14 protein-coding genes and 1 pseudogene are annotated in these 24,607 nt (G+C 66.6%); 1 reads left to right on the forward strand and 14 read right to left on the reverse strand.

Annotated features, from left to right (window positions below; all coding sequences use genetic code 11):
• Window positions 1-28: 28 nt before the first annotated feature.
• Complete coding sequence (osmF, locus tag B4L36_RS04170; RefSeq protein ID WP_292952823.1) at window positions 29-937, reverse strand: glycine betaine ABC transporter substrate-binding protein OsmF; 909 nt, start codon at window positions 935-937, stop codon at window positions 29-31.
• 371 nt (window positions 938-1,308) lie between these two features.
• Here osmF and B4L36_RS04175 point away from each other — a divergent pair, with 371 nt between their 5' ends.
• On the forward strand, window positions 1,309-2,598 hold the full coding sequence (locus B4L36_RS04175; RefSeq protein ID WP_292952826.1) for an O-acetylhomoserine aminocarboxypropyltransferase/cysteine synthase family protein: 1,290 nt from the start codon (window positions 1,309-1,311) through the stop codon (window positions 2,596-2,598).
• 174 nt (window positions 2,599-2,772) lie between these two features.
• On the opposite strand, the gene B4L36_RS04180 is transcribed toward B4L36_RS04175, so the two are convergent.
• The 13 genes and pseudogenes from B4L36_RS04180 to B4L36_RS04240 form a co-directional block, all read right to left on the reverse strand.
• Complete coding sequence (locus B4L36_RS04180) at window positions 2,773-11,256, reverse strand: GH36-type glycosyl hydrolase domain-containing protein (RefSeq protein WP_292952829.1); 8,484 nt, start codon at window positions 11,254-11,256, stop codon at window positions 2,773-2,775.
• Between the two features lie 108 nt (window positions 11,257-11,364).
• Window positions 11,365-12,678, reverse strand: coding sequence for a TRAP transporter large permease (locus tag B4L36_RS04185; RefSeq protein WP_292952832.1), 1,314 nt, complete (start codon window positions 12,676-12,678; stop codon window positions 11,365-11,367).
• Between the two features lie 4 nt (window positions 12,679-12,682).
• Window positions 12,683-13,222 carry a TRAP transporter small permease gene (locus B4L36_RS04190; RefSeq protein ID WP_292952835.1) on the reverse strand — a complete coding sequence of 180 codons (540 nt, stop codon included), beginning with the start codon at window positions 13,220-13,222 and terminating at the stop codon, window positions 12,683-12,685.
• A gap of 66 nt (window positions 13,223-13,288) precedes the next feature.
• Window positions 13,289-14,266 carry a TRAP transporter substrate-binding protein gene (locus tag B4L36_RS04195; protein WP_292952838.1) on the reverse strand — a complete coding sequence of 326 codons (978 nt, stop codon included), beginning with the start codon at window positions 14,264-14,266 and terminating at the stop codon, window positions 13,289-13,291.
• 27 nt (window positions 14,267-14,293) lie between these two features.
• Window positions 14,294-15,568, reverse strand: coding sequence for an NAD(P)/FAD-dependent oxidoreductase (locus B4L36_RS04200; RefSeq protein WP_292952840.1), 1,275 nt, complete (start codon window positions 15,566-15,568; stop codon window positions 14,294-14,296).
• Window positions 15,565-16,794, reverse strand: a complete 1,230-nt coding sequence (locus tag B4L36_RS04205; protein ID WP_292952843.1) for an enolase C-terminal domain-like protein — start codon at window positions 16,792-16,794, stop codon at window positions 15,565-15,567. The genes B4L36_RS04200 and B4L36_RS04205 overlap by 4 nt, the downstream gene beginning before the upstream one ends.
• Before the next feature lie 202 nt (window positions 16,795-16,996).
• A complete protein-coding gene (locus B4L36_RS04210) occupies window positions 16,997-18,169 on the reverse strand; it encodes a M24 family metallopeptidase (RefSeq protein ID WP_292952846.1) in 1,173 nt (390 codons plus the stop codon).
• Between the two features lie 47 nt (window positions 18,170-18,216).
• Window positions 18,217-19,752, reverse strand: a complete 1,536-nt coding sequence (locus B4L36_RS04215; protein ID WP_292952849.1) for an AMP-binding protein — start codon at window positions 19,750-19,752, stop codon at window positions 18,217-18,219.
• 4 nt (window positions 19,753-19,756) lie between these two features.
• The gene (locus B4L36_RS04220; protein ID WP_292952852.1) at window positions 19,757-20,524 is read right to left on the reverse strand and encodes an enoyl-CoA hydratase/isomerase family protein; all 768 of its coding nucleotides are present in this window, start codon (window positions 20,522-20,524) and stop codon (window positions 19,757-19,759) included.
• Between the two features lie 33 nt (window positions 20,525-20,557).
• On the reverse strand, window positions 20,558-21,334 hold the full coding sequence (locus B4L36_RS04225; protein ID WP_292952855.1) for an aspartate/glutamate racemase family protein: 777 nt from the start codon (window positions 21,332-21,334) through the stop codon (window positions 20,558-20,560).
• A gap of 191 nt (window positions 21,335-21,525) precedes the next feature.
• The gene (locus tag B4L36_RS04230; RefSeq protein ID WP_292952858.1) at window positions 21,526-23,271 is read right to left on the reverse strand and encodes a thiamine pyrophosphate-binding protein; all 1,746 of its coding nucleotides are present in this window, start codon (window positions 23,269-23,271) and stop codon (window positions 21,526-21,528) included.
• Window positions 23,272-23,409: 138 nt separating this feature from the next.
• Window positions 23,410-24,105: a GntR family transcriptional regulator gene (locus B4L36_RS04235; protein WP_292952861.1), complete on the reverse strand. Its 696-nt coding sequence runs from the start codon at window positions 24,103-24,105 to the stop codon at window positions 23,410-23,412.
• A gap of 214 nt (window positions 24,106-24,319) precedes the next feature.
• Window positions 24,320-24,607: pseudogene (locus B4L36_RS04240) on the reverse strand (hypothetical protein); the annotation flags it as partial.

A 24,607-nucleotide genomic window follows, 5' to 3' on the forward strand; every position in this document is an offset into this window, starting at 1 on the left:
CCGACGCGCGTCTGTGTCGCGGCGCGGATCAGTCCAGCACTCCGGTCCGGGTCAGGTAATCGCGCGCCACGGCCTCGGCAGGCTCTCCGCCGACCTGGATGCGGCCGTTCAGCTCCTGCAGCGTCTTCAGATCAAGGCCGCTGAAGATCGGGTTCAGGACATCCGCGATGGCCGGGTATTCGCCCAGCACCTCTTCGCGGACGATGGGCGTGGGCTGATAGACGGGCTGCACGCCCTTGTCGTCCTCCATCACCACAAGCCCGGTCGCCCCGACGCCGCCATCGGTGCCATAGACCATCGCCGCGTTCACGCCCGACGTGCCCCGTGCCGCGGCCTGAATCGTCGCAGCAGTATCGCCGCCCGACAGGATCACCGTCTGATCGGGCGACAATTCGAAACCATAGGTCTTCTGCATCGCGGGCAGCACCGCGGGCGATGACACGAACTCGGTCGAGGCGGCCAGCTTGACGTCACCGCCGCCGGCGACCCAGGCGCCGAAATCGGTCATCGTGGCCAGGCCGTTCTGCTCGGCCACCGGGCCCGTCACCGCGATGGCCCAGGTGTTGTTGGCGGGCGCCGCGTCCAGCCAGATCACCTGGTTTTCAGCCGCGTCCAGTTCTGCCGCGCGGGCATGGGCGGCCTCGGGGCTTTTCCAGACATCGCTGTCGGCCTCGTTGAAGAAGAAGGCGGCGTTGCCGGTATATTCGGGATAGATGTCGATCTGACCCGCCAGCAAAGCCTCGCGCACGACCTGCGTGCCGCCCAGTTGCAGCCGCCGTTCGACCGGCAGTCCCGCATCCTCCAGCGCCAGCGCGATGATATTGCCAAGAAGTCCGCCCTCGGTGTCGATCTTCGACGAGACGGTGATATTGGCCAAGGCGGGGCTGGCCAGCGCGCCCGCCAGTCCGACAGCCGCAAGAACGAGATTGGTTTTCATGGTGAGGTAGGCTCCCTAAAATTGCCTGCGCTTGGGTTGGCCGAAACCGTGGACGTGAAACCGTGACGGATTCAAGGCCGCTGCGGGGTCGGCGGGTCTGCTCCTGCGGGGCCCTTGGCCGGCATGACCGGCCGAGGGCGACGAATCGTGTCGTATTGAACGCCCGGACAGGGGCCCGGTTCCCTTGCCGCGCAGGGCTGGCGCCAGCGACGACGCCAATTCCCGCGGCCGGCCGCCAAACCGTTTGCCTCCCCCGGTTGCTTTTGCTTTAATCAAGGGAAATCAGGCCCCGCCGCTGCCATTCTCCGGCACAAGGTTCCGGAAATGCCAGCGCGCCCTGCCCCGTTCCGCGACCGACAGGAAACCCCTTCATGACCGATACATCCCCTGGCTTTGACACATTGGCCGTTCACGCGGGGGCCGAACCGGATCCGGCCACGGGTGCAAGGCAGGTTCCCATCTATCAGACCACCTCCTACGTGTTCAAAAACGCCGATCACGCGGCGCGCCTGTTCAATCTCGAGGAACAGGGCTACATCTATTCGCGCCTGACCAACCCGACCGTGGCCGCCCTGGTCGCGCGCGTGGCCGCGCTGGAGGGCGCGGTCGGCGGCGTCGGCTGTTCGTCGGGACATGCCGCCCAGATCATGGCGCTGTTTCCGCTGATGGGGCCGGGCTGCAATATCGTGGCCTCCTCGCGGCTCTATGGTGGCACCATCACCCAGTTCGGCCAGTCCATCCGCCGGTTCGGGTGGACCGCCAGCTTCGTCGATACCGACGATCTGGACGCGATCAAGGCCGCCATCGACGACAAGACCCGCGCGCTGTTCTGCGAAACCATCGCCAATCCCGGCGGCTATGTCACCGATCTGGACGCGATGGCCCGGATCGCCGAGGAGGCGGGCATTCCGCTGATCGTCGACAACACCACGGCCACGCCCTGGCTGTGCCGGCCGATCGACCACGGGGCCACGCTGGTCGTGCATTCCGCGACGAAATATCTGACCGGAAACGGGACCGTGACGGGCGGAATCCTTGTCGATTCCGGCAATTTCGACTGGTCCGCGTCCGACAGGTTCCCGTCGCTGTCGCAGCCGGAAAGTGCCTATCACGGCCTGACATTCCACAAGGCCCTGGGGCCGATGGCCTTCACCTTTCACTCGATCGCCGTCGGCCTGCGCGACCTGGGCATGACGATGAACCCGCAAGGCGCCCATTACACGCTGATGGGAATCGAGACGCTGGGCCTGCGCATGGAACGGCACGTGAGGAACGCCATGGCGGTGGCCGAATGGCTGGACAGGGATCCCCGGATCGAAAGCGTCAATTATGCGGGACTTCCGTCATCCCCGTCGCATGAACGGGCGCAGCGGATCGTGCCCAGGGGCGCGGGGGCGCTGTTTACCATGTCGGTCAGGGGCGGCTATGATGCCTGCGTCCGACTGGTCGACAGCCTCAGGCTGTTCAGCCATGTGGCCAATCTGGGCGACACGCGCAGCCTGATCATCCACCCCGCCTCGACCACGCACCGCCAACTGAGCGAGGATCAGCAGATCAGCGCAGGCGCGGACCCGGATGTGGTGCGGTTATCCATCGGCATCGAGGATCTGAAAGACATCATCGCCGACCTGGATCAGGGGCTGACCGCCGCCACGGCGTAGACCGGGCCACCGCGACGCGCAGGATGGGGCGATCGTCGCACTCGATGCAGGTGGCACGCAAGGCGGCGGTTCCGGCGGCCGGACATGCCCCCGACCGCGCCGCCCGGCTGGCTGGCCGGCCGCGACGGCCTTGCGCGCGCGCCGGATTGCCGGCGCTGATCGGGCCTCGCCGGCTCAGCCGATTGTTGCGCCGGCCGCGACACCGGTGCCATCGACACGGATCCGCAGCTCGCCATCCTCGCCGTCGCGATCGACGGCGATGCGGCGGGTCTTGCCGTCAAGGCACAGGGTCGCCTCATAGCCCGGCCATTCGTCGGGCAGGCGCGGATCGACCGCGAAACCGCCGGGCCTGCGGGCAATGCCCAGAATTCCCTCGACCGCCGCGCGATACATCCAGCCAGCCGATCCGGTATACCAGGTCCAGCCCCCGCGACCCAGCTTGTCGCGCGCGCCGTAGACATCGGCGGCGACGACATAGGGTTCGACGCGATAGACCTCGGCGGCGCTCGGGTCGTGCGAATGCGTGATCGGGTTCAGCGCGTCGAACAGCCCATGGGCGCGGTTGCCGTCGCCCGACAGCGCCAGCGCATAGACCATCCAGGCCGCCGCATGGGTATATTGCCCGCCATTCTCGCGGACGCCGGGCGGATAGGACTTGATATAGCCCGGCTCGCGCGGCGTGTCGCGGAAGGCCGGCGTGAACAGCCGCATGATCCGCGCCTCGCGGTCGAACAGATGCGACAACGCCTGGGCGACACCCTGCTGCGCGCGATCCTCGCGCCCCGCGCCCGAGATCAGCGCCCAGCTTTGGGCAATGCTGTCGATGCGGCATTCGTCGCTGTCGGCGGATCCCAGCGGCGTGCCATCGTCGAAATAGCCGCGCCGATACCAGGCGCCATCCCAGCCGGCCTTGTCCAGCGCCGCCGCGACCGATTGGCGATGCGCCGACCATGCCGCCGCACGCGCCGCGTCGCCGCGCGCCTCGGCCAGCGGCGCGAAGGCATCGATGGTGGCGCACAGGAACCAGCCCAGCCAGACGCTTTCGCCCTGGCCGGCCTCGCCGACGCGGTTCATGCCGTCATTCCAGTCGCCGCCCAGGATCAGCGGCAATCCGTTGCGGCCGGTGCGCGCGACCGCCAGATCCAGCGCCCTGGCACAATGGTCATAGAGCGGGGACCGCAGGCCGGAGGAATCGGGCACGAAGAAGCGGTCATGTTCGCCCTGCTCCAGTTCGGGGCCCGAAAGGTACTCCACCGGCTCGTCCAGGATCGCGCGGTCCCCTGTCGCGGCAATATAAAGCGCGGTCACATGGCCCAGCCAGACCACATCGTCCGAGATCGTCGTGCGCACACCGGCGCCCGTTCGGGGCAGCCACCAATGCTGCACATCGCCGCTGGTGAACTGGCGCCCGGCCGCTTTCAGGATCTGCCTGCGACACAGGGACGGATCCTGCAGGATCAGCGCGCTGGTATCCTGCAACTGGTCGCGGAACCCGAACGCCCCCGATGCCTGGTAAAAGGCGGTCCGCGCCCGGATCCGGCAGGCCAGCGCCTGATAGGGAAGCCAGGTGTTGACCAGCAGGTTCAGCTTGTCGTCCGGCGTGTCGATCTGCAGCGTTCCCAGAACGCTGTCCCATTCGTCCCGCGCGGCGTTCATCGCCGCATCGAACGCGCCGGGGCTGCGCGCGGCGGCAAGCACCCGGGGCAGCGTTTCGGCGTCGCCATTGGCCAGGATCAGCGTGGTCTCGGCGGTCTCGCCCGGCGCCACGGACAGCGGCCAGCGGATGGCGGCGCAGGGATCGCCCGCCGCCTCGACGTCTTGCGCGCCGCCGCCGCCCTGCGCGGCAGGACGGGGCCATGATTCCAGCGCCGCCGGATAGGAAATCGCGCCCTCGCGGCCCAGAAAGGCAGTCCGGGAACCGCAATGGGCGTCCACCTCGCGATCGCAGGCCAGCGCGGTGATCCGATCGGCGAAATCCGCCGAATAGGGATTGCGCCCGATGGCGGCCGCAAGCCCGGTATCAAAGCCGGTCCGGACCATCGGGCCCGCAACCGCCGCGTCGGTGCCAAGGACAAGCTGGGCATAGGCGACGCCGCGCAGCCGCAGGTGTCGCCTGGTCCGGTTGGTGACCCGCAGCCGGGTCAGCCGCGCCGGAACGTCGCGGGCCAGCGTCATCACCGCCTCGACCACGACCCAGCCATAATCGGCGGTAAAGCGCGAATATCCCAGACCATGCGCCGCCTCGAAGACCGCGTCGCCCGGCTCGGACGTGGCCAGGAAGGGGCTGGCGACGCAGCCGGTCTCGGGGTCGTGGACAAGGATCGTCTCGCCCGGCGCATTGATGACCGGATCGTTCGTCCAGGGCGTGATCCGGTAATCGCGAGAATTGACCGCCCATGTGTAGGACGCCCCTTCGGCCGAGACGTGGAAGCCGAAATCGTCACGCGCGATCACGTTGATCCAGGGATGGGGGGTCTGCCGGTCATGGGTGATGCGCAGCACATATTCGCGACCGTCGGATGCGAACCCGCCAAATCCGTTCCAGAATTCCAGCTGCGATCGGGACGCAGGCCTTGGCCGGGGATCGTCGCGCCGGCGTTCGCCACAGCCCCGAAGGCGCGCCGGAGCCGGCGGCGTCTCGCGCAGCCGCGCCAATTGTTCGAAAAGCTTGCCGTTGCGGGTGTGCAGCATGATCCGCGCCGCCGATATCAGCGTGTCGAAGCTGCCCTGGCTTATCTGATCGCGACGCACGGCATGGGCATGATGGGGGCCGGACTGGCCGGCCGCGTGGACGGCGGCATCGACCAGGGTCTGAATTCCGTGCTGCAGATCCTGGGCATAGCTGGTCGGGCGTTCGTTGAGGATCACCAGATCATGCAAGACGCCCCGGCTTTGCAGGAAGGTATGCATGCGCATGGCATTTCGGATGATCGGAAGATCGGCCTCGTTGTCGATCCGCAGCAGCAGGATCGGAACATCGCCTGAAATTCCCATCGGCCACAATTCGTTCTGCCGGCCGATGTCCCGGCGCCGCTGCGGCGTCGCGGCAAGACGCAGATCGGGCCAGATCAGCAGGCTTGCGAATTGCCGGTACAGCTTCGCCTCATCCAGCGAAACCCCGAGATGGCGCAGCTGGACCTGCGAATAGGTCCATGCCAGCCGCAACTCGTGTTCGAAACAGCCGGGGCGGGTAAAATGGGTGGCCAGCCGGGCGCAGTCCTCGGCGCTGTCGGCGATCAGCGTCCAGAAGGTGATCGAGGCGGATTTTCCGGCCGGCACGCGGATATGCCTGCGAATGGCGAAGATCGGATCCAGCGTATGGCCCTGGCGCCCCGACAGGGTTGCGCCGCTCTTCATCGCGGCGGCGTCGGCCAGGCTGCGACCGCGGCCAAGAAAGGCGCGCCGGTCGGTTTCGGCCTCGGCGGCCGGGGTCAGCGCACCATCCGGCCCGGTCACCAGATGGGCCATATACAGCGACTGGCCGCGCGGATCGCGGGGCCGGCGCCGCGCCATGATCAGCGCGCCCTCGTCGCGGATCTCGGTTTCGACGAACATCTTGGAAAAGGCGGGATGGGCCCGGTCCGAGGCCGGATCGTCCAGCACGATCTCGCCATACGAGGTCACCTCGATGGTCCGGTCGCGCCCCGACAGGTTGCGCAGGGTCAGGCGGCGTCCGTCGGCATTGCCTTCGGTCGCCGCGATGATTTCCAGCCGGCTTTCGATCGCGTTGGCGGTCTTGAAGAATTCGGCCTTGTGATCGGAAAAGATCACCGTGCTGCGTTCGTCGGCCCCGCTGCACGGGGCGTGGGTCGCCGACCACCATTCCCCCGACTGGATGTCGCGCATGAGCAGATGGATACCGCCATCGTCCCGGGTCGGATCGGCGGACCACCGGTTCAGGGCGATATTGCCCAGCATGGCGCGCCCGGCGCCGGTCGAGGACACGAACATGGTGAAGGCGCCGGTCGACATCAGGGCCACCTCGCGTTCGGCCCGGCCCGGATCGCTGACCACGGTCAGGGTATCGCCGCTGCTCAGCAGCGTATCCCGCCCCGGTCCGAAAGCCGTGGTCGCGCGCGTCACCGGCGTGATGTCGCGCGGCGACTTTTCCTGCAGCAGCAATTCTGATGCGCGCACGACCGGATCGGCGTGGAACCTTTCGCGATGAATGCCGTCGAGAACGGCGTTTCCGATCGCCAGCATCGACATGCCGTGATGATGGGCCATGACGTTCTTCACGACGCTGTGATTGGCGCCCTCGCGCTGGCGGCGTGGCGAGAAATCGACCGCGTCATAGAACCCGAAGCGGCCCTCGGCGCCCAGTTCGCGCAGCGCGGCCAGGTTCCTGATCGCCGCCTGCGGGTCGATCTGTGCCGCCAGGATCGAGGCATAGGGCGCCACCACGTAATCGCCGCCCGAACGCTTCAGCGCCAGGTTGGGAACGCCGAAGGCGTAATATTGATAGTTCATGTCCCGGTCGCGGGCGTTGAACGCGCTTTCCGAGATGCCCCAGGGCAGGCCGTGCGACCGCCCCCATTCCATCTGGATCGCGACCGCCATCTTGTCGGCGAGGTTGAGGATGCCGCCCTGACGTTCCTTCAGCAGCAGCGGCGGCATCAGGTATTCGAACATGCTGCCCGACCAGGACAGAAGCGCGCCGCGATGGCCGACCATCGCGAAGGGCCGGCCCAGACGCGACCAATGTTCCTTGCCCAGATCGCCCTTGGCGATGGCCAGGAAACTGGTCAGCCGCGCCTCCGAGGCCAGCAGGTCATAGCGGCTGCCGTCAAGCGCCTGCGCATCGGTGCGATAGCCGATCGACATCAGCGACTTTTCGCGATCGACGAACAGGCTGAAATCCATCCCGAAGGCAAGGTTGCGCGCCCGCTCGGCCAGAAGCCGGGTCTGCAGGACGAACTTGTCCAGCGCCTCGGGCCGGGTTGTGACCGGGTTCAGGACATCGGCGGTGTCGCGCACCAATGCCGTGGACCAGGCCAGGATCTCGGCCGCGTCGCCGCGCGGGGTCGCCGCGTGCAGATCGCCCGCCAGTCGCCGGATGGTCGCGGCGCGGCTGATCAACTGCCCGGCCGCGACCGGATCGGCCAGCGATCCGGGCAGGCTGTGCGCCACCGACCGGGCATAGCCGTCGATCGCCTCGCTCATCGCGCCGTGCAGGTCGCGCAGCGCACGGCGATCGTCGCGCAGCAGCTCCAGCTCGGCGCGCAGGATGTCCAGCGTGTCGCGCAGCCCCGCCGTGGCGGGCACGCGCACCGAAGGCGCGTGCGCCGCCCAGCCCCGCAGACCGGAGGACAGCGCGATCAGCATCCCGGCAAGATTGCCGCTGTCGACCGAAGACAGATAGGGCGCGGGCAGCACCGACAGCGTTCTGGTGTCATACCAGTTGAAGAAATGCCCGCGAAACCGCTGCATCCGTTCAAGCGTGGCGATGGTGGCCTCGATCCGTTTCAGCGCCGTGTCCAGGCCGATCCAGCCGAAATCATGCGCCGACATGACCGACATGAGATACAGCCCGATATTGGTCGGCGAGGTGCGTTCGGCCAGTTTCGGGGCTGGCAGTTCCTGATAATTGTCGGGCGGCAGATGGTTGGTCGTCTGGTCGACGAATTCGTCGAAATAGCGCCAGATGCGGCGGGCGATGCGCCGCAACTCGGCCTTGTCCTCGGCCGAGATCTGCAACTGGTCGACCGTTTCCAGCGACCGCGAGGCGCGAAAGGTGATCCAGGGCGCGGCGATCCACAGCGCGGCGAAAATCACCGCGACCGGAAGGGCGGATGGATTGACCGCCACAGAGGCCAGGATCGCGCCGCCGCCGATCAGGGGAGACGCGATCATCCGGCGATATTCGGCCGCAAGCCGGGGGTCGTCCCTGTCGCCGATCAGCTGCGATGGCGTCCATTCCAGCAGGTTGCGCCTGCTGACGGCCAGCCGCCACAAGGTCCGGAAGATGGCGTCCGCCGTCGACCAGGCCCGATCCGCGACCGTGGTCAGCCGCAGCCCGAACTGGGTGAACGAGATGCGGGCGTCGCGCAGCACCTGGTGGATGTGATACCCCCATGACACGCCATACTGGCGCCGAAGGACGTTGGTATCGATCTGAAGGATCGGCACCAGCACCATCAGCAGGATCAGCGCCAATTGCCACAGCGCCGCCGCCGATCCCGGCAGCAGCAGCCAGCCCGCGACCGAAGTCGCAAGCCAGCCCGGCGCGACCAGGGACCGGCGAAGATTGTCCAGCATCTTGAACCGCGCCAGCCCGTTCAGTCCGTTTCCCGGCGTGACGATCAGCGGCAGCAACTGCCAGTCGCCGCGCATCCAGCGATGCTGGCGGCTTGCCTCGTTCGCGTAGCGGGTGGGGAAATTCTCGACCACCTCGATATCCGATACCAGCGCCGCGCGGGCCAGGCTGCCTTCCAGCAGGTCGTGGCTGAGAATGGCGTTTTCGGGCACGCGGGCGGTCATCGCCGCCTGAAACGCATCGACGTCGTAGATGCCCTTGCCGGTGAAGCTGCCCTGACCGAACAGATCCTGGTAAAGATCCGAGACGGCGAACACATAGGGATCAAGCCCCCGGTTCGCGGAAAATGCGCGCTGGAAGACCGAGGCTTCGGCCCCGGTCGTCAGGGAGGGCGTGACCCGCGGCTGCATGATCGCATGGCCCCGGATCACCAGACCCTTCTCGTCGCTGACCGGAAGGTTGACCGGATGGGCCATCTTGCCGGCCAGGGCCGCGACGGTGTCGCGTGGCAATCGGGTGTCACTGTCCAGCGTCACCACATAGCGCACCCCCTCGGGCGGGGTCGGGCCGGTCGCCAGAAAGCTGGTCCCGGTCTGACCGCGCAGCAGCATGTTCAGCTCGGTCAGCTTTCCGCGCTTGCGTTCCCAGCCCATCCAGACGCGGTCCGTCGCACTCCACTGACGGCGCCGATGCAGCAGGAAAAAGCGCCGGACCCCGCCGTGGTTGTAATGTTCGGCCAGCGCGTCGATGCGCTGGCGGGCGTGATCCAGCAGCGCCTGATCACGCGGAAGCGTTTCGGCATCGGCGTCGGCCCAGTCGCTGAGAAGCGCGAAGAATATCTCGGTCTGCGGATTGGCAAGGTAATGCGATTCCAGCGTGTCCGCCAGTTCGTCGATGGCGTCCATGCTGGTGATCATGCAGGGGATGACGACCAGCGTCCTCGCCTCGGCGGGAAGGCCGGTCCGGAAATCATAGCCCGCAAGGCAACGCGGCGCCAGCCATCGCGCCGCCAGAAATGCCAGGGCCTGCATCGCGGTCTCGCTGGCCGGGACCAGCGCCAGCGCCAGCAGCAAGCCGACCTGCCACCGGGGCAGGCCGGCGGGGATCGTCCAGGTCATCACCGCCAACAGCAGGACGGTCAGGACCAGCAAGGGCAGTTGCAGCGACAACCATCCAAGCCGGCGTATCAAGATGCCCAGCATTTCGTAGGCTGTCCTGCGGCACCCTGCCAGCCGCTGCAGCCGGAACCGGTCCTCGCCGACCAGCAGGTGCCCGACCTCGACGCGCCCGTCCAGCCGCGGCTCCCGGAGGATGCCCCGATCGGCGGCACCTTCGGAATCGCCGGCAGCGGTCTCCAGCGCCAGCCGGGCGACCTCTGTCTCGCTCAGCCTGGATCGGCGCGCCGTCCGCTCGACCGCGGATCGATAGGCCGCGCGGGTTGCCTGGTCCAGGCGGACGAATTCGGAATCCCCGACCAGCATCCTGTCGACATGGCTGACGCCCTCGAACCATGTCAGCCAGTCGATATCCCCCATCCGGCGCAGGCTGCTGATGACGTTGCCGACGGTGACGTTGCCGGCCGATTGCTGGGCGTATTCCCGCTGCACCGCGCGTTCCAGCGCCGGCTGTCCGCCCCATCGCCGTTCCAGCGCCGCCAGCGCCGCCTGCGCGTCCGCGGTGCCCTCGCGAAGGCGATACAGCAACTGGACCGCGACGGTATCCCGGAAGATCAATTCGCCCCGGCCCTCGACGATGGCCGAGATGTTGTCGGGATCGCTTGCGACCAGATCGGCGATGGCGTTGGCGGTATTGCGGTACCGGCGCGCTGTCACCACCCGGTCGGACATCCGGCGAAGATTTTCGACCAGAACATAGCGCAGAAAGGTCGGGACGGCCCATAGCTCGGCGATATCCAGCGTCGAGACCGACTGGAAACCGCGAAGAAAGTCGGACAGGTCGTCGGCCTTGACCTCGGAATTGGTCAGCGCGACGAAATACCACGCGATCAGCAGACTGCGCGGCGCCTGTCCGCCCCCGGACAGCGCCACTTTCCGCTGATGGCGCAGGAACGAGCGTCCGAAACCCTGGCGCAGCTGGCGCAGGTTCTCTTCGACCATGTGGTAATTGTCGATCAGCCATTCCGCCGCCGGCGTGATCAGTTCGTCGCGTTCTGCCGCCATGACGGTATCAAGATAGTTCGTCCGGATCGCATCCTGATTGTCGGTCAGCCGCCGGATCGGGGCGGCCGGCGCATCGTTGAATTCCGGAAACCGCGTCGCCGCCAGTTCCCTGCCGGCTTCGAACAGCGATTTCGCGGTCCATAATTCGACCCGGATCGGCGCCGAACCATCGGGCGACCGCTGGTCCGCGGTCCACGAACTGGGCTTGATCCGGCTGAACAACGACGAGTCTCCCTTCAAGGCCGGCAACACCAGAGGAACGGTATCACAAGACGCGGCCGAAACAGCGCCGGAATCGCGGTTGCGCGGCAGACGGGCCGCATCCGGCATTCACCCGCGTGGAGCCGATCGGATATTGTCGGGCAGCCAGGTGGCGAGGTCGGGAAAGAGGATCAGGACGAAGACCATCAGAACCATCAGCAGGAACATCGGGAACGCCGCCTTGGAAATGAAGCTCATCTCGTGGCCCGTCATGCCTTGCAGCACGAACAGGTTGAACCCGATCGGCGGCGTGATCTGCGCCATCTCGACGACCACGACGATGAAGATGCCGAACCAGATCATGTCGATCCCGGCATCCCTGACCATGGGCTCGACCACGGCCATGGTCAGCACCACCGAGGAGATCCCGTCCAGGAACATGCCCAGGATGATATAGAACACCAGCAGCACCATGAGAAGTTCGAAGCGCGACAGGTTCCAGCCCGCGATCAGGTTGGCCAGCCCGCGCGGCAGCCCGGTAAAGCCCATGGCAAGCGACAGGAACGCGGCACCCGCAAGGATCAGCGCGATCATCGCCGATGTGCGCGTGGCCCCCAGAAGGCTTTCGGTAAAGCTTTTCCACGTCAGCGATCGCTGAAGCGCGGCAAGGGTCAGGCCGCCAAGAACGCCGAAGGCGGCGGCCTCGGTCGCGGTGGCGAAACCCAGATACATCGAGCCGATGACCACCAGGATCAGACAGATGACCGGCAGCAGGAAGCGTGAATTCACCACGCGGTCGCGAAACGACATCGGCGCGTCCTCGCGCGGGGTCCAGTGGCGCGAGGTTTGCGAACGGATCGCCACATAGGCCATGAACAGCAGGGCCAGCACCAGCCCTGGCAGGACACCCGCGAAGAACAGCTTCGATATACTTTCGTTGATCGTGACGCCATAGACGATCAGCGTCAGCGAGGGCGGGATCATCAGGCCCAGCGTCGCCGCCCCGGCCAGCGTGCCGATCACCATCGATTCCGGATAATTGCGGCTGCGCAGTTCGGGGATGGACATCTTGCCGACGGTGGTCAGTGTCGCGGCCGATGAGCCGGACACCGCGGCGAAGACCGCGCAGCCGACGATGTTGGTATGGACAAGCCCGCCCGGCAGCCCCGCCATCCAGGGCGAGAGCCCGCGGAACATGTCTTCCGACAATCGGGTCCGGTAGAGGATCTCTCCCATCCAGATGAACAGCGGCAGCGCGGTGAGGGTCCAGGATGACGAGGCCGTCCAGATCGTGGTCAGCATCACATCGCCGACCGGACGCGAGGTGAACAGCTCCATGCCCACCCAGGCGACCCCCATGAGCGCGAGCCCGACCCAGACGCCGCTGCCCAGAAGCGTGAACAGGACAAAGAGAAACAGGATGATGATGTAGAGGTTTTCCATCGCGCTACTCTCCGAAGCTCTGGTCGGAAAGATTCTGCCTGATCCGGTGCTTGCCGGTGGCGATGACGTGGATCAGGTGATCGGTCAGGGCGATGGCCAGGATGACGGCACCAAGCAGCATCGCGCTCTGGGGAATCCAGAGGGGGGTGGCATCCTGTCCCTGGCTGACATCCCCGAACTTCCAGGACCAGTAGACGAAGCGCCATCCATACCAGACGAAATACCACATGACCGCCGCGCCGATCGCAAAGCACCAGACGTCAAGCCATCTGCGAACCTTCCGGGGAACGGCGTTCAGCACGATGGAGACGCGGATATGCGCGCCGTGATTCAGGGCATAGGCAAAGGCCAGAAAGCTTGCCGCGGCCATCATGTATCCGGCATAGGCGGTCGCGCCGATCAGGACGCCGCCGGTCCAGCGGGCGGCCATCTGGGCCACGATCAAGGCGAGAATGCCGATCAGGCACAATGCGGCAACGCCCCCCGCCAGATTGTAGATTGCATCGCAAACCGTTCTGACGCCGCGCAACTTTCCCACGATCATTCCCCCGTCCAGGTGCAAGAGGCCACGGAAGCGCCGGACGACGGCGAAGGCCGTCCGGCGAAAGGATCACTTTTGCATGGCCCGGAACTTGTCCACGATGGCCTGACCGGGTTCGCCCGCCGTCTCGAGCCATTCCGAGGTCATGGTTGCCCCGATGTCCTTCAGTTCCGCCTTCATCTGATCGCTTGCCGGCTCTACCGTCATGCCGCCCTCGCGCAGCCCGTTCAGCGTGAACTGGGTGTATTCCTTCGCGCGCCAGGTTCCCGCATATTCCGCCAGCGCGCCACAGGCGTTGATCACGTTCCTGTTCGCCTCGGAGGTCTTGGCCCAGACGTCCGAGTTGATCAGGACGTAGTTGCGCGGCAGCCAGGCGTCCACCTCGTAGAAATAGTTCAGGCTTTCCCAGACCTTGCGGTCGTAGCCGGTCGCGCCGGAGGAAATCATCGCATCCGCCACGCCGGTGGCGAAGGCCTGACTGATCTCGGCGGCCTCGATCTGGACCGGAAGCATGCCCGTCAGTTCGGCCAGCCGCGCGGTCGCGTTGCTGTAGGACCGGAACTTGACCCCCTTCATGTCGGCGATCGATTTCGTCTCGTTCTTGAAATAGAGACCCTGCGGCGGCCACGGCACCGAATAGACCAGGGTCATGTTCTGCTTGGCCAGCAACTCGGTCAGCGCCGGTTTCGCGGCTGTCCACAGATCGGCGGCCTGATCGAAGGAGGTGGCGAGAAACGGAATGGAATCGACGCCGAACAGCGGATTTTCATTCTCGTGCGCCGACAACAGGCGCTCTCCGATCGGAACCTGGCCGGTCTGGACGGCGCGCTTGATGTCGTTGCCCGCAAAGAGCGAGCCCGAGGGATGCGTCTTGATCTCGATTTCGCCACCCGTCCCGGTCGTCACGCAATTGCCGAATTGTTCGGCCGTCACCGAGTGGTAGTTGGTCGCGGAATAGGCCAGTGGCATGTCCCAGACTTCCGCGAAACCGGGGGCCGCGACGCCGGCAAGTGCGGTCGCGGCAAGAAGCGTGGTCAGTTTAGTCATGTCGATCTCCCTGCTTTTTCTATAGTTTCAGTCCTGTCGTGCGTTTCCGGCCATCGCGAAACGTGCCGGAGAGTAAGGGCCCATGTCGATATCGGGCCGCCTGCCCGAGATAAGCTGGGCCAGCAGACGGCCGGTTTTTGGCCCACCGGTCAGTCCGACATGGTGGTGACCAAAGCCGAGATAGGCGCCGCTGACGGTCGGCGACGCGCCGATGATCGGAATGGAATCGGCCGGTGCCGGACGGTGCCCCATCCATTCGCGCGTTTCCTGCGCGGCAAGGCCGGGAAAGGCCGCGACGGCCTGCCGCCTCAGCAGGGCAAGGGGCGCCCGGGACGCAGGCGGCTCCAGTCCGCCGAATTCCACCGTGCCCGCGACCCGCAGCCGCCCCTCCATCGGCGTCGCCACGAATTTTCCCGAGGCTACCATGACCGGTGCCTTCGGCGCCATGTTCGGCGCGACGAACTCGACGTGATAGCCGCGTTCGCTTTCCAGCGGAACGTCGATGCCCAGCTTGCGGGCCAGCGGGCGCGACCATGCGCCGGTGCAGAAGACCGCCGTATCGCAGGGCAGGATTTCGCCTGTGGCGCGCAGACCGGTCACGCGCCCGTTCTCTTGCACGATGTCGCTGACATCAGCCCTCAGGACGCGCCCGCCGAGGGATTGGAAATGGGCCGCCAGGTCCTTCACGTAGCGGCCCGGGTCGGTTATGCGGCCGTGACCCGGCAGACGCACGGCAAAGCCCAGATCCTCGGACAGAGCCGGGTCGAAATCCCGCAGCGCGCGGCCTTCCAGCTCGTCCCAGGCAAAGCCGTTCGCCGCACGGATGCCCCAGCCGAATGCGTCGGCCTCGAAATGCCTGCGATCCCTGTAGGCATAGAGATAGTCACATGGGGTGATCCGGTGCCGGGCCGGGGTTCCCGCGGCCAGTTCCTGATGGTCCGACAGGCTGGCGCCGAGGATCGGTGTCAGCGCGCGGGCGATGCGGCGCACGTCCGGATCGTTGGCATGGCCCATATATCGGCGAAGCCAGGGCAGAAGCCTGGGCACATGGCGCCATTTCAGAAACAGGGGTTGTTCGGGATGGAACAGCATGTGCGGGGCCTTGCGCAGCAGGCCCGGAACGGTCACCGGAACGACGGCACAGGCCGCAAGCACACCGCCATTGCCGAAGCTGGTGCCTTCTCCGGGTCCGGCACGATCCACGAGCGTGACCTCATGCCCGTCGCGACGAAGCCAGATCGCGGCCGAGACGCCGACGATGCCTGCGCCGACAACGATGATATGACGCGTGCCCTGCGTCATGCGGCGCGGCCGATGCTGGATCGCAGGGCGAATCGTTCCAGGATTTCGGCCGAAGGCGACATGCCCAGCCCGGGCGCATCCGGCACCACGACGGCACCGTCCCGCAGGGGAAAGGGTCCGTCGAGAATGTCCTGCCTCAGGTAGTAATGCGCCTGATAGAATTCGCAGCCCAGCGTGATGGCGGGGGTGGCGGCGATCATGTGCGCCCCGGCCAGATGGGCCAGTCCGGTCTCGAACATGTCGCCGCCATAGGCCGTCAAACCCGATGCTGCCGCCATCTCGGCCTTCTGCCGGGCGCGCGAAAGGCCGCCGGCCTTCATGATCTTGACGGAAACCCCGTCGCAGATGCCTTCGCGGACGGCCCGCAGCATGTCCTCGGGGCCAAAGACGCTTTCATCGGCCAGCAGCGGCACGTCGATCGCATCGCGGATCCGCGCCATCAGGGTGAACTGGCCGGCGCGCACCGGTTGCTCGATGAAGCCCGGCGCCATTTTCGCGACATCGCGGACCCGCGCCACGGCGTCTTCCGGGCCCAGCCCCTGGTTGAAGTCCACCCGGATCTCGATGTCGGGATGATCGGCGCGGATCCGCTCCAGCCGCATCATGTCAAAGCGATGCCCGCGCACGCCGGCCTTCAGCTTCACGATGCCCACGCCGTCCGCGGCCAGCCGGTCCACGAGCGCCAGATCGGCCTCGAAATCCGGGTCCGCAAGCGAGCAGGACAAGGGGATCGTATCGCGGCACTTTCCGCCCAGCAGCGCCCAGACCGGCACGCCGGCGATCCGCGCGCAAAGATCGAGCAGCGCGGTTTCAAGCGCGGCCTTGGCTTCCGTGGCATGGGCGACCGCGCCCGCGGCATCGGCCATGATCGCGCCCACATGACCCACCGGCCGATCCAGGACATGCGGGCGGATATAGCGGTCCAGCGCGGCAAAGCCTGCCTCGGCAGAGCCGGTGAACGGCGCCCAGGTGGCGGCTTCGCCGTAGCCTCGTTCGCCGCCCTCGGCCGTCAGGCGCAGGATGACGCTTTCGCACGACCCCGACACCGCGCCAAGACCGTGATCGCGCCGCGAGACGACGGGCAGCCGCAGATGCCACAGATCGAAGCCGGTGACGCGCTGAAGAAGATCGGGGCCGGCCCGGACGATGACCTCCGGGCGGTCCGGATTGTCTTCGTCTGCGTCGTCCTTCGGGCCGGTGCTGGGTCGCATGGGTTCGTCCGACATCACCAAGAACCTCGCGTTGCCGTGCCGGCCCGTGCCCCGTCCCGCTGCACTTTCGCGGGGCACCATTCCCGTTGCGCGAATGCTGCGGGACATTTGAAGACCGCGCGCCCGGATGCGTCAACCTGAAATCCGCAGCCATCCCGGCCCGCCAGCGCCGGTTCCCGGCTTGGCGCGGCCCCTGGGGGTATCATCGGGGGCGGCATCATTGCTTCACCAGCAATCGGCGGGGCGATTGCGCGAAACACTCGGCGCCTGTCCCGGTGACCGCGAAGGTTTCGGAAATGGTCATGCCATAGCTCTCGCGCCAGATCGAGGGGATGCAGTGAAAGGTCATCCCGGCCTCGAGAACGGTCATGTCCCCGATGCGCAGACTGGCCGTCAGCTCGCCCCAGGTGGGCGGATAGCCCAGTCCGACGGGATAGCCGATCCGGCTGTCCTTCTCGACGCCGTGCCTGGTGATCACGCGCTGCCAGGCCTCGGCCAGTTCGCCGCATGTGGCGCCGGGACGGACGGCGGCCAGGACAGCCTCCAGCCCCTCGGCGATGACGTCCGACAGGCGCCCGAGCTCGTCGGGCGGCGTGCCAAGATAGATGCAGCGCGACAGGGGGCTGTGATATCGGTGCCGAACGCCGCCAAGCTCGATGTAGAAGATGTCGCCCTCGGCCAGCGGATCGTCCGTCCAGGAAAGATGCGGGGCCGAACACATCTCGTTTGCCATCGCGTTTGGCGGCTTGCAGGGAAAGGTGCCGCCGAATTCCGGCAGCCCCGAAGTCGTCACGCGATAGACCTCGGCCATGACGTCGCATTGGCGCACGCCCGGTTCCGCGGCCTCGAAGGCGGCCCGTTGCGCCGCGGTCGCGATCTGCCCGGCCTGGCGCATGTAGGTCAGCTCCCGCTCCGACTTTACCATGCGGCAGCGGTTCACCAGGAGAAAGGCGTCCTCGAAGCGGGCCTTGTCCAGACGCGCGCGCAGGATGTGGTCCCAACGCGCGGTGTAGTAGTAATCATCGGTTTCAACCCCGATGCGGCCCTTCTCCAGCCCCATCGCGATCAGCGTGTCGGCCACGAAGTCCATCGGGTGAAGACTGTCCGATCCGACGAACCGGTCGGGATAGGGGACGACATTCTCGGCGGCAAGATAGGCGGTGAATTTCGCGCCGACCGCATCCATCTTGCGGCCGATCCAGACCGGTTCATCCAGATCCGCGGCGACAATGACCATCTGCGGCGTGTAGAACGACCATCCGTCATATCCGGTCAGCCAGTTCTGGTTGGCCGGTGACGCGACCAGCAACAGGTCGATGTCCCGGTCGGCCATCGCGCGCTTGACCAGCCGAAGGCGCGACAGAAACTCGGATCTCTCGAAAAGCGGCATGATCTGACTCCTGTTGCGACATTCGGGTTTCGGGCGGCCGGTCGGTGTCATCTGTCTCCAAGATCGAAAGCGCGCGTGATGTCGCGATCCAGCAGACCCTTGCGGATGCGTTGGCTGGGCGTGCGTTCGAACCGCTCGACCCGTTTCCAGTATCGCGGCACATGCGGCCGGGGCAGGTTCTCGCGGCTCCACGCGGCCAGTGCCGCCGGATCGTAGTCGACCCCCTCGCGCAGCAGCACATGGCACAGGATATCATGGTCCCCGATCCGCGATGGCACGCCGGTGACGGCAATCTCGGCGATGTCGGGATGGGCGGCCAGCGCCGTCTCGACCTCCCAGGCCGAGATATTCTCGCCCCGGCGGCGCAGCGAATCCGTCGTCCGCCCCAGAAAGTAGAGATGTCCGTCACGATCCCGCCGGGCCAGATCGCCGGTAAACAACCGGCCATCCTTCAGCAGTTTCGCGCTCGCCTGCGGATCTCCGAGATATCCGGGCGTCAGCAGCCCGGCCTGACGTTCGCGCACCACGATCTGGCCGGTGGCCGCGCCGTCGAGGACATGGCCCGAGGCATCGTGCAATTCGACATCGAACCAGGGAACGGGCGCGCCGATGGCCCCTTCGGTGCCGTCCAGGTTGATGGTGGCAAAGCTGGATGCCTCGGTCATGCCATAGACTTCGCGCAGGGGAACCCCGAAACGGGACTGGAATGCGCGCCGGATATCGGCCCGGCAGCCGCCCCCGAAGCCAAGTGTCACGGCGTGGTTCCGGTCCCCGGCCGATGGCGGCGCCCGCAGCAGGATCTCGGGGATGCCGCCCAGATAATGGATCCGGGTCACGTCGTGGCGGCGCACCTGATCCCAGAACCGGCTGGCGCTGAACCGGGGCACCAGCACCAGCCGCGCCTGACAGGCAAGCGCGGCGATCAGCAGTTGCGGCCCGCCGATATGGTGCATCGGCTCCCACATCAGATAGCCGGCGCCGACCGAGCAGTCGCTGGCGATCGCGCAGCCCGCAGCCGAGGCCAGAAGCATCCTCTCGGTCACGATGACGCCCTTGGGCGGTCCGGTCGTGCCCGAGGTGAACAGGATTGCCCGATGCGCATCGGGATCGTCCGGCGGTTCCAGGGCCGGTGGATCGGTGGGAACGCCGCCCCAGCCGCTTGCCTCGAATTCCACGATCCTGCCTGTCTGCCCCGTGTCGGCGGCGCGCAGATTGGCCACGGCCCCGGCGCCGGCCAGGATCAGCTTCGGCGTCGCCACCGCCAGCGCATGGACCAGCGACGGTCCGCGGGCCTCGGGCGACAGCGGGATCCAGACGGCGCCGGCCAGGGCCAGCGCCAGGACCAGCGCGACATGGTCCGGACCGGGGTCGAGCATCGTGACCACGCGGTCGCCGGCGGCGATGCCCTGCGCGCCCAGATCGGCCGCTTGCTGCAAGGCGGCCGCGGCGAGGGCGCCGACGCTGATCGCCGCGCCCCGATGGATCAGCAGCGTGCTGTCGGGTGCCGCAAGGGCGCGATCGCGCAGCAGGGTGCCAAGGGTGCCTGCGAAAGGGGGCTGCAACGGGGCGGGGGGTGCGGACATCTGTTCAGCCCTTGCCGCGTTTGCCCAGAAACTTTCGCGTCCCGGCATGCATCTCGCCGGATTCGAAGGACAGCCGGTGATACCGCTTTGCCGCGGCGATCGCTTCATCCAGTCCGGGCTCGAGGACTTCGAAAAGCCGTTGCTTGATCAGGCTCATCGCTGTCGGGGGCTTCGCGCCAAGCTCTTGCGCCACGGCGATGGACCGTTCCAGCACCTGGTCCTGTTCGACGATCTCATGGATCGCGCCCAGGCCAAGCGCCTCGTCGGCCTTCATCAGTCGCCCGCTCAGCGTCAGTTCGACCGTCCGGGACAGGCCCAGCATCTCGCGCATGATCCAGGGCCCGGTGATGCTGGCGATGCCAGAGTTGATTTCGGGCTGCCCCATGCGGACACCCGAATGGCCGATCCGGATATCCGTCAGAAGCACGAACTGAAAGGCCGACCCGGCGGCGACACCGTTCAGCGCCGCGACCACCGGCACCCGCAGCGATCCAAGCGCGCGGTAAAGTCGGGCGAAGCCGTCGATCCATTCCTCGGCCCTGCCGGTATCGAATGTGCCCAGCTCGTCCAGATCCTGCCCGGCGCAGAAGGCCCGGTCGCCGGCGCCGGTCAGCACCACCGAGCGCACGCCGCGATCCGAAGCCGCCGCCGTCAGCCGTTCCACCAGCCGGGCGCGCATCGCTTCGGTCCAGGCGTTCAGGCGTGCCGGGCGGTTCAGCGTCAGCACCAGACACCCCTCCCTGCGGGTTTCCATGATGTCGTCGTCAGCCATCGGGCTCGGGCTCCTTCCTGCGGGTCGTCGCGCTCATGCGGGCGCTTTCGGCGCGGTGCTGAAATCGCGTGGCCGCAGCCCCGCGTGAAACCATGTGACCAGGGAATAGATGTCGTAGACCGGCAGTCCGGTGGCCGCCCGGACCGCGGTGCTGTAGGGCGACATGTTCGTGCATTCCAGGACGATGGCGCCGACTTCGCGATGTCGCGCGACAAGGTCTTGCGCAGCCGCGACGACATCCGCGCAGGCCAGCGCCAGATCGAGATCCTGCTTTTCGGCCCTGATGATGGTGCGAAAGAACTCGGTGCCGTTCTCGGTGCCGCGGATCGGAGTATCGGCCGGCACCCCTATGCCCTCCAGATGCGCGATCGTCAGGCCCGGCGCATTGATGGTCACAATCCCTGCGCGCCTGCCCGGTGGCAAAGCCGCGTCGATCCACGGCACCTGCATCATCGCCGAGGTTGCGACGGGCACCCGGACCGCCTCGACCAGTTCCTTCTGAAAGATCGAAAGGAAGCCGCAATTCGTCGTGATGCCCTCGGCGCCAAGATCGACAAGATCGCGGGCGGCAGCGATGAAGTCGTCCAGAAGACCACGGGCTGCGTCGCAGACCACGCGGTCCGGGGTGGCGCCCCGCACGATCCGGTACATCACCGGGAACGGCCAGGTCAGGGCGTTGCCCATCTCTCCGTAGACGCGCGGAAAACGCGCCTCCAGCATCAGGATGCCAAGGGGCGCGCCATAGATGGCCTTGCCGCCCGTCGCGAGATGGGTTCCGGGCGCGCCGAACGGTCGGATCGGGTCGGACATCAGCGAAATCCCTTTGCGCCGAAGAATGCAGGATCGTCGCCCGCAACCAGCCGGGTCGCAAGCCCTCGCCCGCGCGCCCGGCCCAGAGGCCGGTCAGCGGCCGCCGTGACATCAGCCCTCATCCCGTCCTCCTTTCGCTCAGCCCCCGCCGATCGCGCGATGTTGCCGTCTCGGCCCGGTCGGCCAGACCCTCATCCCATCCACCGGCGCACCGGCGCGTTCGATTCCTCCAGCGGCTGCACGACCACATCGACAAGCGTCGGACCGTCATGCGCCACCGCTTTGGCCAGCACGGATTCCAGATCGGCGGGGTCTTCCACCCGCCAGGATTTCACCCCATAGGCGGCGGCCACCGCGGCCTGATCCACGCCGCTGAAATCGACGTTGTAGTAGCGGCCGCCCTTGTCATCCTTCTGGCTTGCCTTGATCCAGCCGTAGCTTGCGTTGGAAAAGACGACGAAGGTGATGGGCGCGCGCGACCGGCAGACCGTCTCCAGTTCGCCGCAGGTGAATCCGAACGACCCGTCCCCCATCAGCGCGACCGTCTTGCCCGATGGCCGGCCGAACCACGCGCCCAGCGATGCCGACAGCGCATAGCCAAGCGCGCCATGCGCGCGGTTGGTGATGAAACGGCGACCCGCCAGCGATTGTCGGTAATAGGCCGATGCATAGGGACACGACGTTCCGGGATCCGAGACGACCGTCGCATCCGGGGCAAGCACCTTCATCAGGGCGGCGATCACGCGCTCGGGGCGGATCGGTCGGGCGTCCTCGGCGGCGATCCTGTCAAAGATCGCGAATTTGCGGCGCTTGATGTCGGCCACGGCCGCCGCACCGCCAAAGGTCGCGCCGCCCTGCCCGCGGCGGTCAAGCTGGGCATTGGCCATGGCCAGCGCCACCCGCAGATCCCCCACGACGCCGACCTCGGTCGGAAGGTTGGCCCCGATCGCCATCGGATCGACATCGAAATGGACGATCCGCGTGCCCGGCGACGGGGCCTCCCAGCGGGCGGTGGTCGTCGAACCCGCGCGGCACCCCATGAAAACGACGAGATCGGCCGATTGCATCATTTCCCAGGTCTCGTCGGTGCCTCCGTTCGAGCCCACGACGCCAAGCGCGCAATCATGCGTGTCGGCCAGCGAGCCCTGACCCGAAATCGACGTGGCCACGGCGATGTCCAGACGCCCCGCAAGACGGTCCAGTTCGTCCATCGCGCCGGAAACGACAATGCCACCGCCGCAGACGATCAGCGGTTTGCGGGCCGAAAGGATTGCATCCACCGCCGCTTCGACGGCCTCGGCCTCGGGACCCGTGCGATAGGCGGGATAGGTCGCAAGCCCGCGATCCGCCCAGATGTCCGACGAATCCACCGGATCGTATTGAATATCATAGGGCAAACCCAGATGCGCCGCACCCGGCCGGCCCGTCGTCATCGCACGAAACGCCGCCCGGACCATGCGGGGGATGTGTTCGGCCTTCCGGATGACGGTATTCCACTTGGTCAGGGGGCGCATCAGGGCCTCCTGATCCACTTCGGTCAGCGGGTATCTGCCGTAGGTCGAGACCGAAATATCGCTGGTGATGGCCAGCGTCGCGATGGAGCTTTCGGAAGATTCGATCAGTCCCGGCAGGATATAGGTGGCGCCGCCGCCCGATGGACCTTCGCAGATGCCGGGGCGGCCCGTCACCCGGGAATAGCCATCGGCCATGTACCCCGCGCTGCGTTCGTCGCGGGTCAGGACATGTTCGATATCGTGGTCAAGCAGATGCATCGCGTCATAGAACGGCAGGCTGGTATCGCCGCATAATCCGAAGATGTGCCTGACATCGTGGGCCTGAAGCATCCGGACCATCGCCTCGGCACCATTCAGCTTGTTGTCCAGGACCGTCCCTCCGCTTCCACCCGCCGCGCCGCTTGAAGCCTTCGTTGTATACATCGATGTCTACAAGACACCATGCACAGCCGGTTTCATCGGGTCAAGCCGCCATCTGCGGGCATGGCGCCCGGGGATGCTCTGATGCCATGCGTATCGTCCCCCTCGGGCGGCGGATCCCATCTTGCCGGGCCGGCTGCGCTAGCCGGTCGAAAGCGTGTAGACATGCCCGTAGGCCGCCTTGATCGCGGCAAGGATGTCTTCGTTGCGATGCAGAATGTGTTCTCTCATTCCTGCCATCGCCGCCCGGTCATCGCGGGCCTGCATATGGTCGAGGATCCGGCGGTGTTCGGCCTGTGTGCCCTGACGCCGGCCTTCCATGGCGATCCAGCGGATAAGGTGAATACGGTCGTTGAGGTTGCAGAGGGTCTGTCGCAGCACCTTGTTGCCCGCCAGCTTGGCGATGGTGTCGTGAAAATGCAGATCCAGCTCGATCAGCCTGTCAACCGACGCATCGGGCGATTCCGCCATGCTCAATTCGAGAAAATCGGACATGCGGGCAAGGTCCGCGTCCGTGGCGCGTTCGCAGGCCATTCGGACCGTGGCGCATTCGATTTCCAGCCGCGCCTCGAACAGGTCGAAAACGACCTCCGGCTCCAGGCCGGGAATGGAAAGACCGCGGCCGCTGCTGACCAACAGCCCCTCGGCCGCGAGGCGGTTCAGGGCTTCGCGCAACGGCGTCCGGCTGATCCTCAGCTCGTCGGCCAGCAGATTTTCGTTTATCTTCTGGTTCGGCATGAACTTGAAACGCAAAAGCCGGTCGCGCAGCATGTCATAGGCGCGATGCGATGCCGAGGCCGTGACCTTGCCTTTCGACGGCTTGCTGGGTGTGGTCATGGCGGCGCCCCTCGCATCTGGCGGTCATCTGATGTCTTCTGCCGATCGCGGAACAGGCAGGATGATCCATCGCGGCGTCTCTGTGTCGGTCCGAAGCGCGGACCTGGCCGGCCCCCGGTCATCGCCCGTGGCGAACCGGTCCCCCGACGATCCCTAAAAGCCGAGACCTAAATTGACCCGCCCTGCTTGTCGATAGGCTGCCGCGCCGGTGCCCCTACCCGGCCAGCACCCGCACCTGTGCGACCGAGGCATCGGCGCGGCGCACCGCCATCTGCAACCGGCCCAGCAGATGCGTGCGCACATAGGTCGCGTGAAAGCGGCTGGGCGCGGTCAGGATCAGGCATCCGGCCTCGACCCCGCCATCGGCCAGCCCCGCCAGCCAGGCCTGGAACAGGGCCGGATCCTCGGCCGCCAGGATTTGCCGCGCCCTGCCCCACAGATCACCCGCCGGCGCCGTCCGGCCGCGCCGGAACGGCACCACCGTCTCGTCATGCGGATCGCC

It is taken from the genome of Paracoccus sp. UBA889 (assembly GCA_002294185.1).
Lineage (GTDB): Bacteria > Pseudomonadota > Alphaproteobacteria > Rhodobacterales > Rhodobacteraceae > Paracoccus.

Excerpts from the sequence above, each read along its gene's own strand:
- osmF (WP_292952823.1), bottom strand. The coding sequence starts at position 937 with ATGAAAACCAATCTCGTTCTTGCGGCTGTCGGACTGGCGGGCGCGCTG.
- B4L36_RS04175 (WP_292952826.1), top strand. The coding sequence starts at position 1,309 with ATGACCGATACATCCCCTGGCTTTGACACATTGGCCGTTCACGCGGGG.
- B4L36_RS04205 (WP_292952843.1), bottom strand. The coding sequence starts at position 16,794 with ATGTCGGACGAACCCATGCGACCCAGCACCGGCCCGAAGGACGACGCA.
- B4L36_RS04220 (WP_292952852.1), bottom strand. The coding sequence starts at position 20,524 with ATGGCTGACGACGACATCATGGAAACCCGCAGGGAGGGGTGTCTGGTG.
- B4L36_RS04190 (WP_292952835.1), bottom strand. The coding sequence starts at position 13,222 with ATGATCGTGGGAAAGTTGCGCGGCGTCAGAACGGTTTGCGATGCAATC.
- B4L36_RS04230 (WP_292952858.1), bottom strand. The coding sequence starts at position 23,271 with ATGTATACAACGAAGGCTTCAAGCGGCGCGGCGGGTGGAAGCGGAGGG.
- B4L36_RS04215 (WP_292952849.1), bottom strand. The coding sequence starts at position 19,752 with ATGTCCGCACCCCCCGCCCCGTTGCAGCCCCCTTTCGCAGGCACCCTT.
- B4L36_RS04225 (WP_292952855.1), bottom strand. The coding sequence starts at position 21,334 with ATGTCCGACCCGATCCGACCGTTCGGCGCGCCCGGAACCCATCTCGCG.
- B4L36_RS04235 (WP_292952861.1), bottom strand. The coding sequence starts at position 24,105 with ATGACCACACCCAGCAAGCCGTCGAAAGGCAAGGTCACGGCCTCGGCA.
- B4L36_RS04210 (WP_292952846.1), bottom strand. The coding sequence starts at position 18,169 with ATGCCGCTTTTCGAGAGATCCGAGTTTCTGTCGCGCCTTCGGCTGGTC.
- B4L36_RS04200 (WP_292952840.1), bottom strand. The coding sequence starts at position 15,568 with ATGACGCAGGGCACGCGTCATATCATCGTTGTCGGCGCAGGCATCGTC.
- B4L36_RS04185 (WP_292952832.1), bottom strand. The coding sequence starts at position 12,678 with ATGGAAAACCTCTACATCATCATCCTGTTTCTCTTTGTCCTGTTCACG.
- B4L36_RS04195 (WP_292952838.1), bottom strand. The coding sequence starts at position 14,266 with ATGACTAAACTGACCACGCTTCTTGCCGCGACCGCACTTGCCGGCGTC.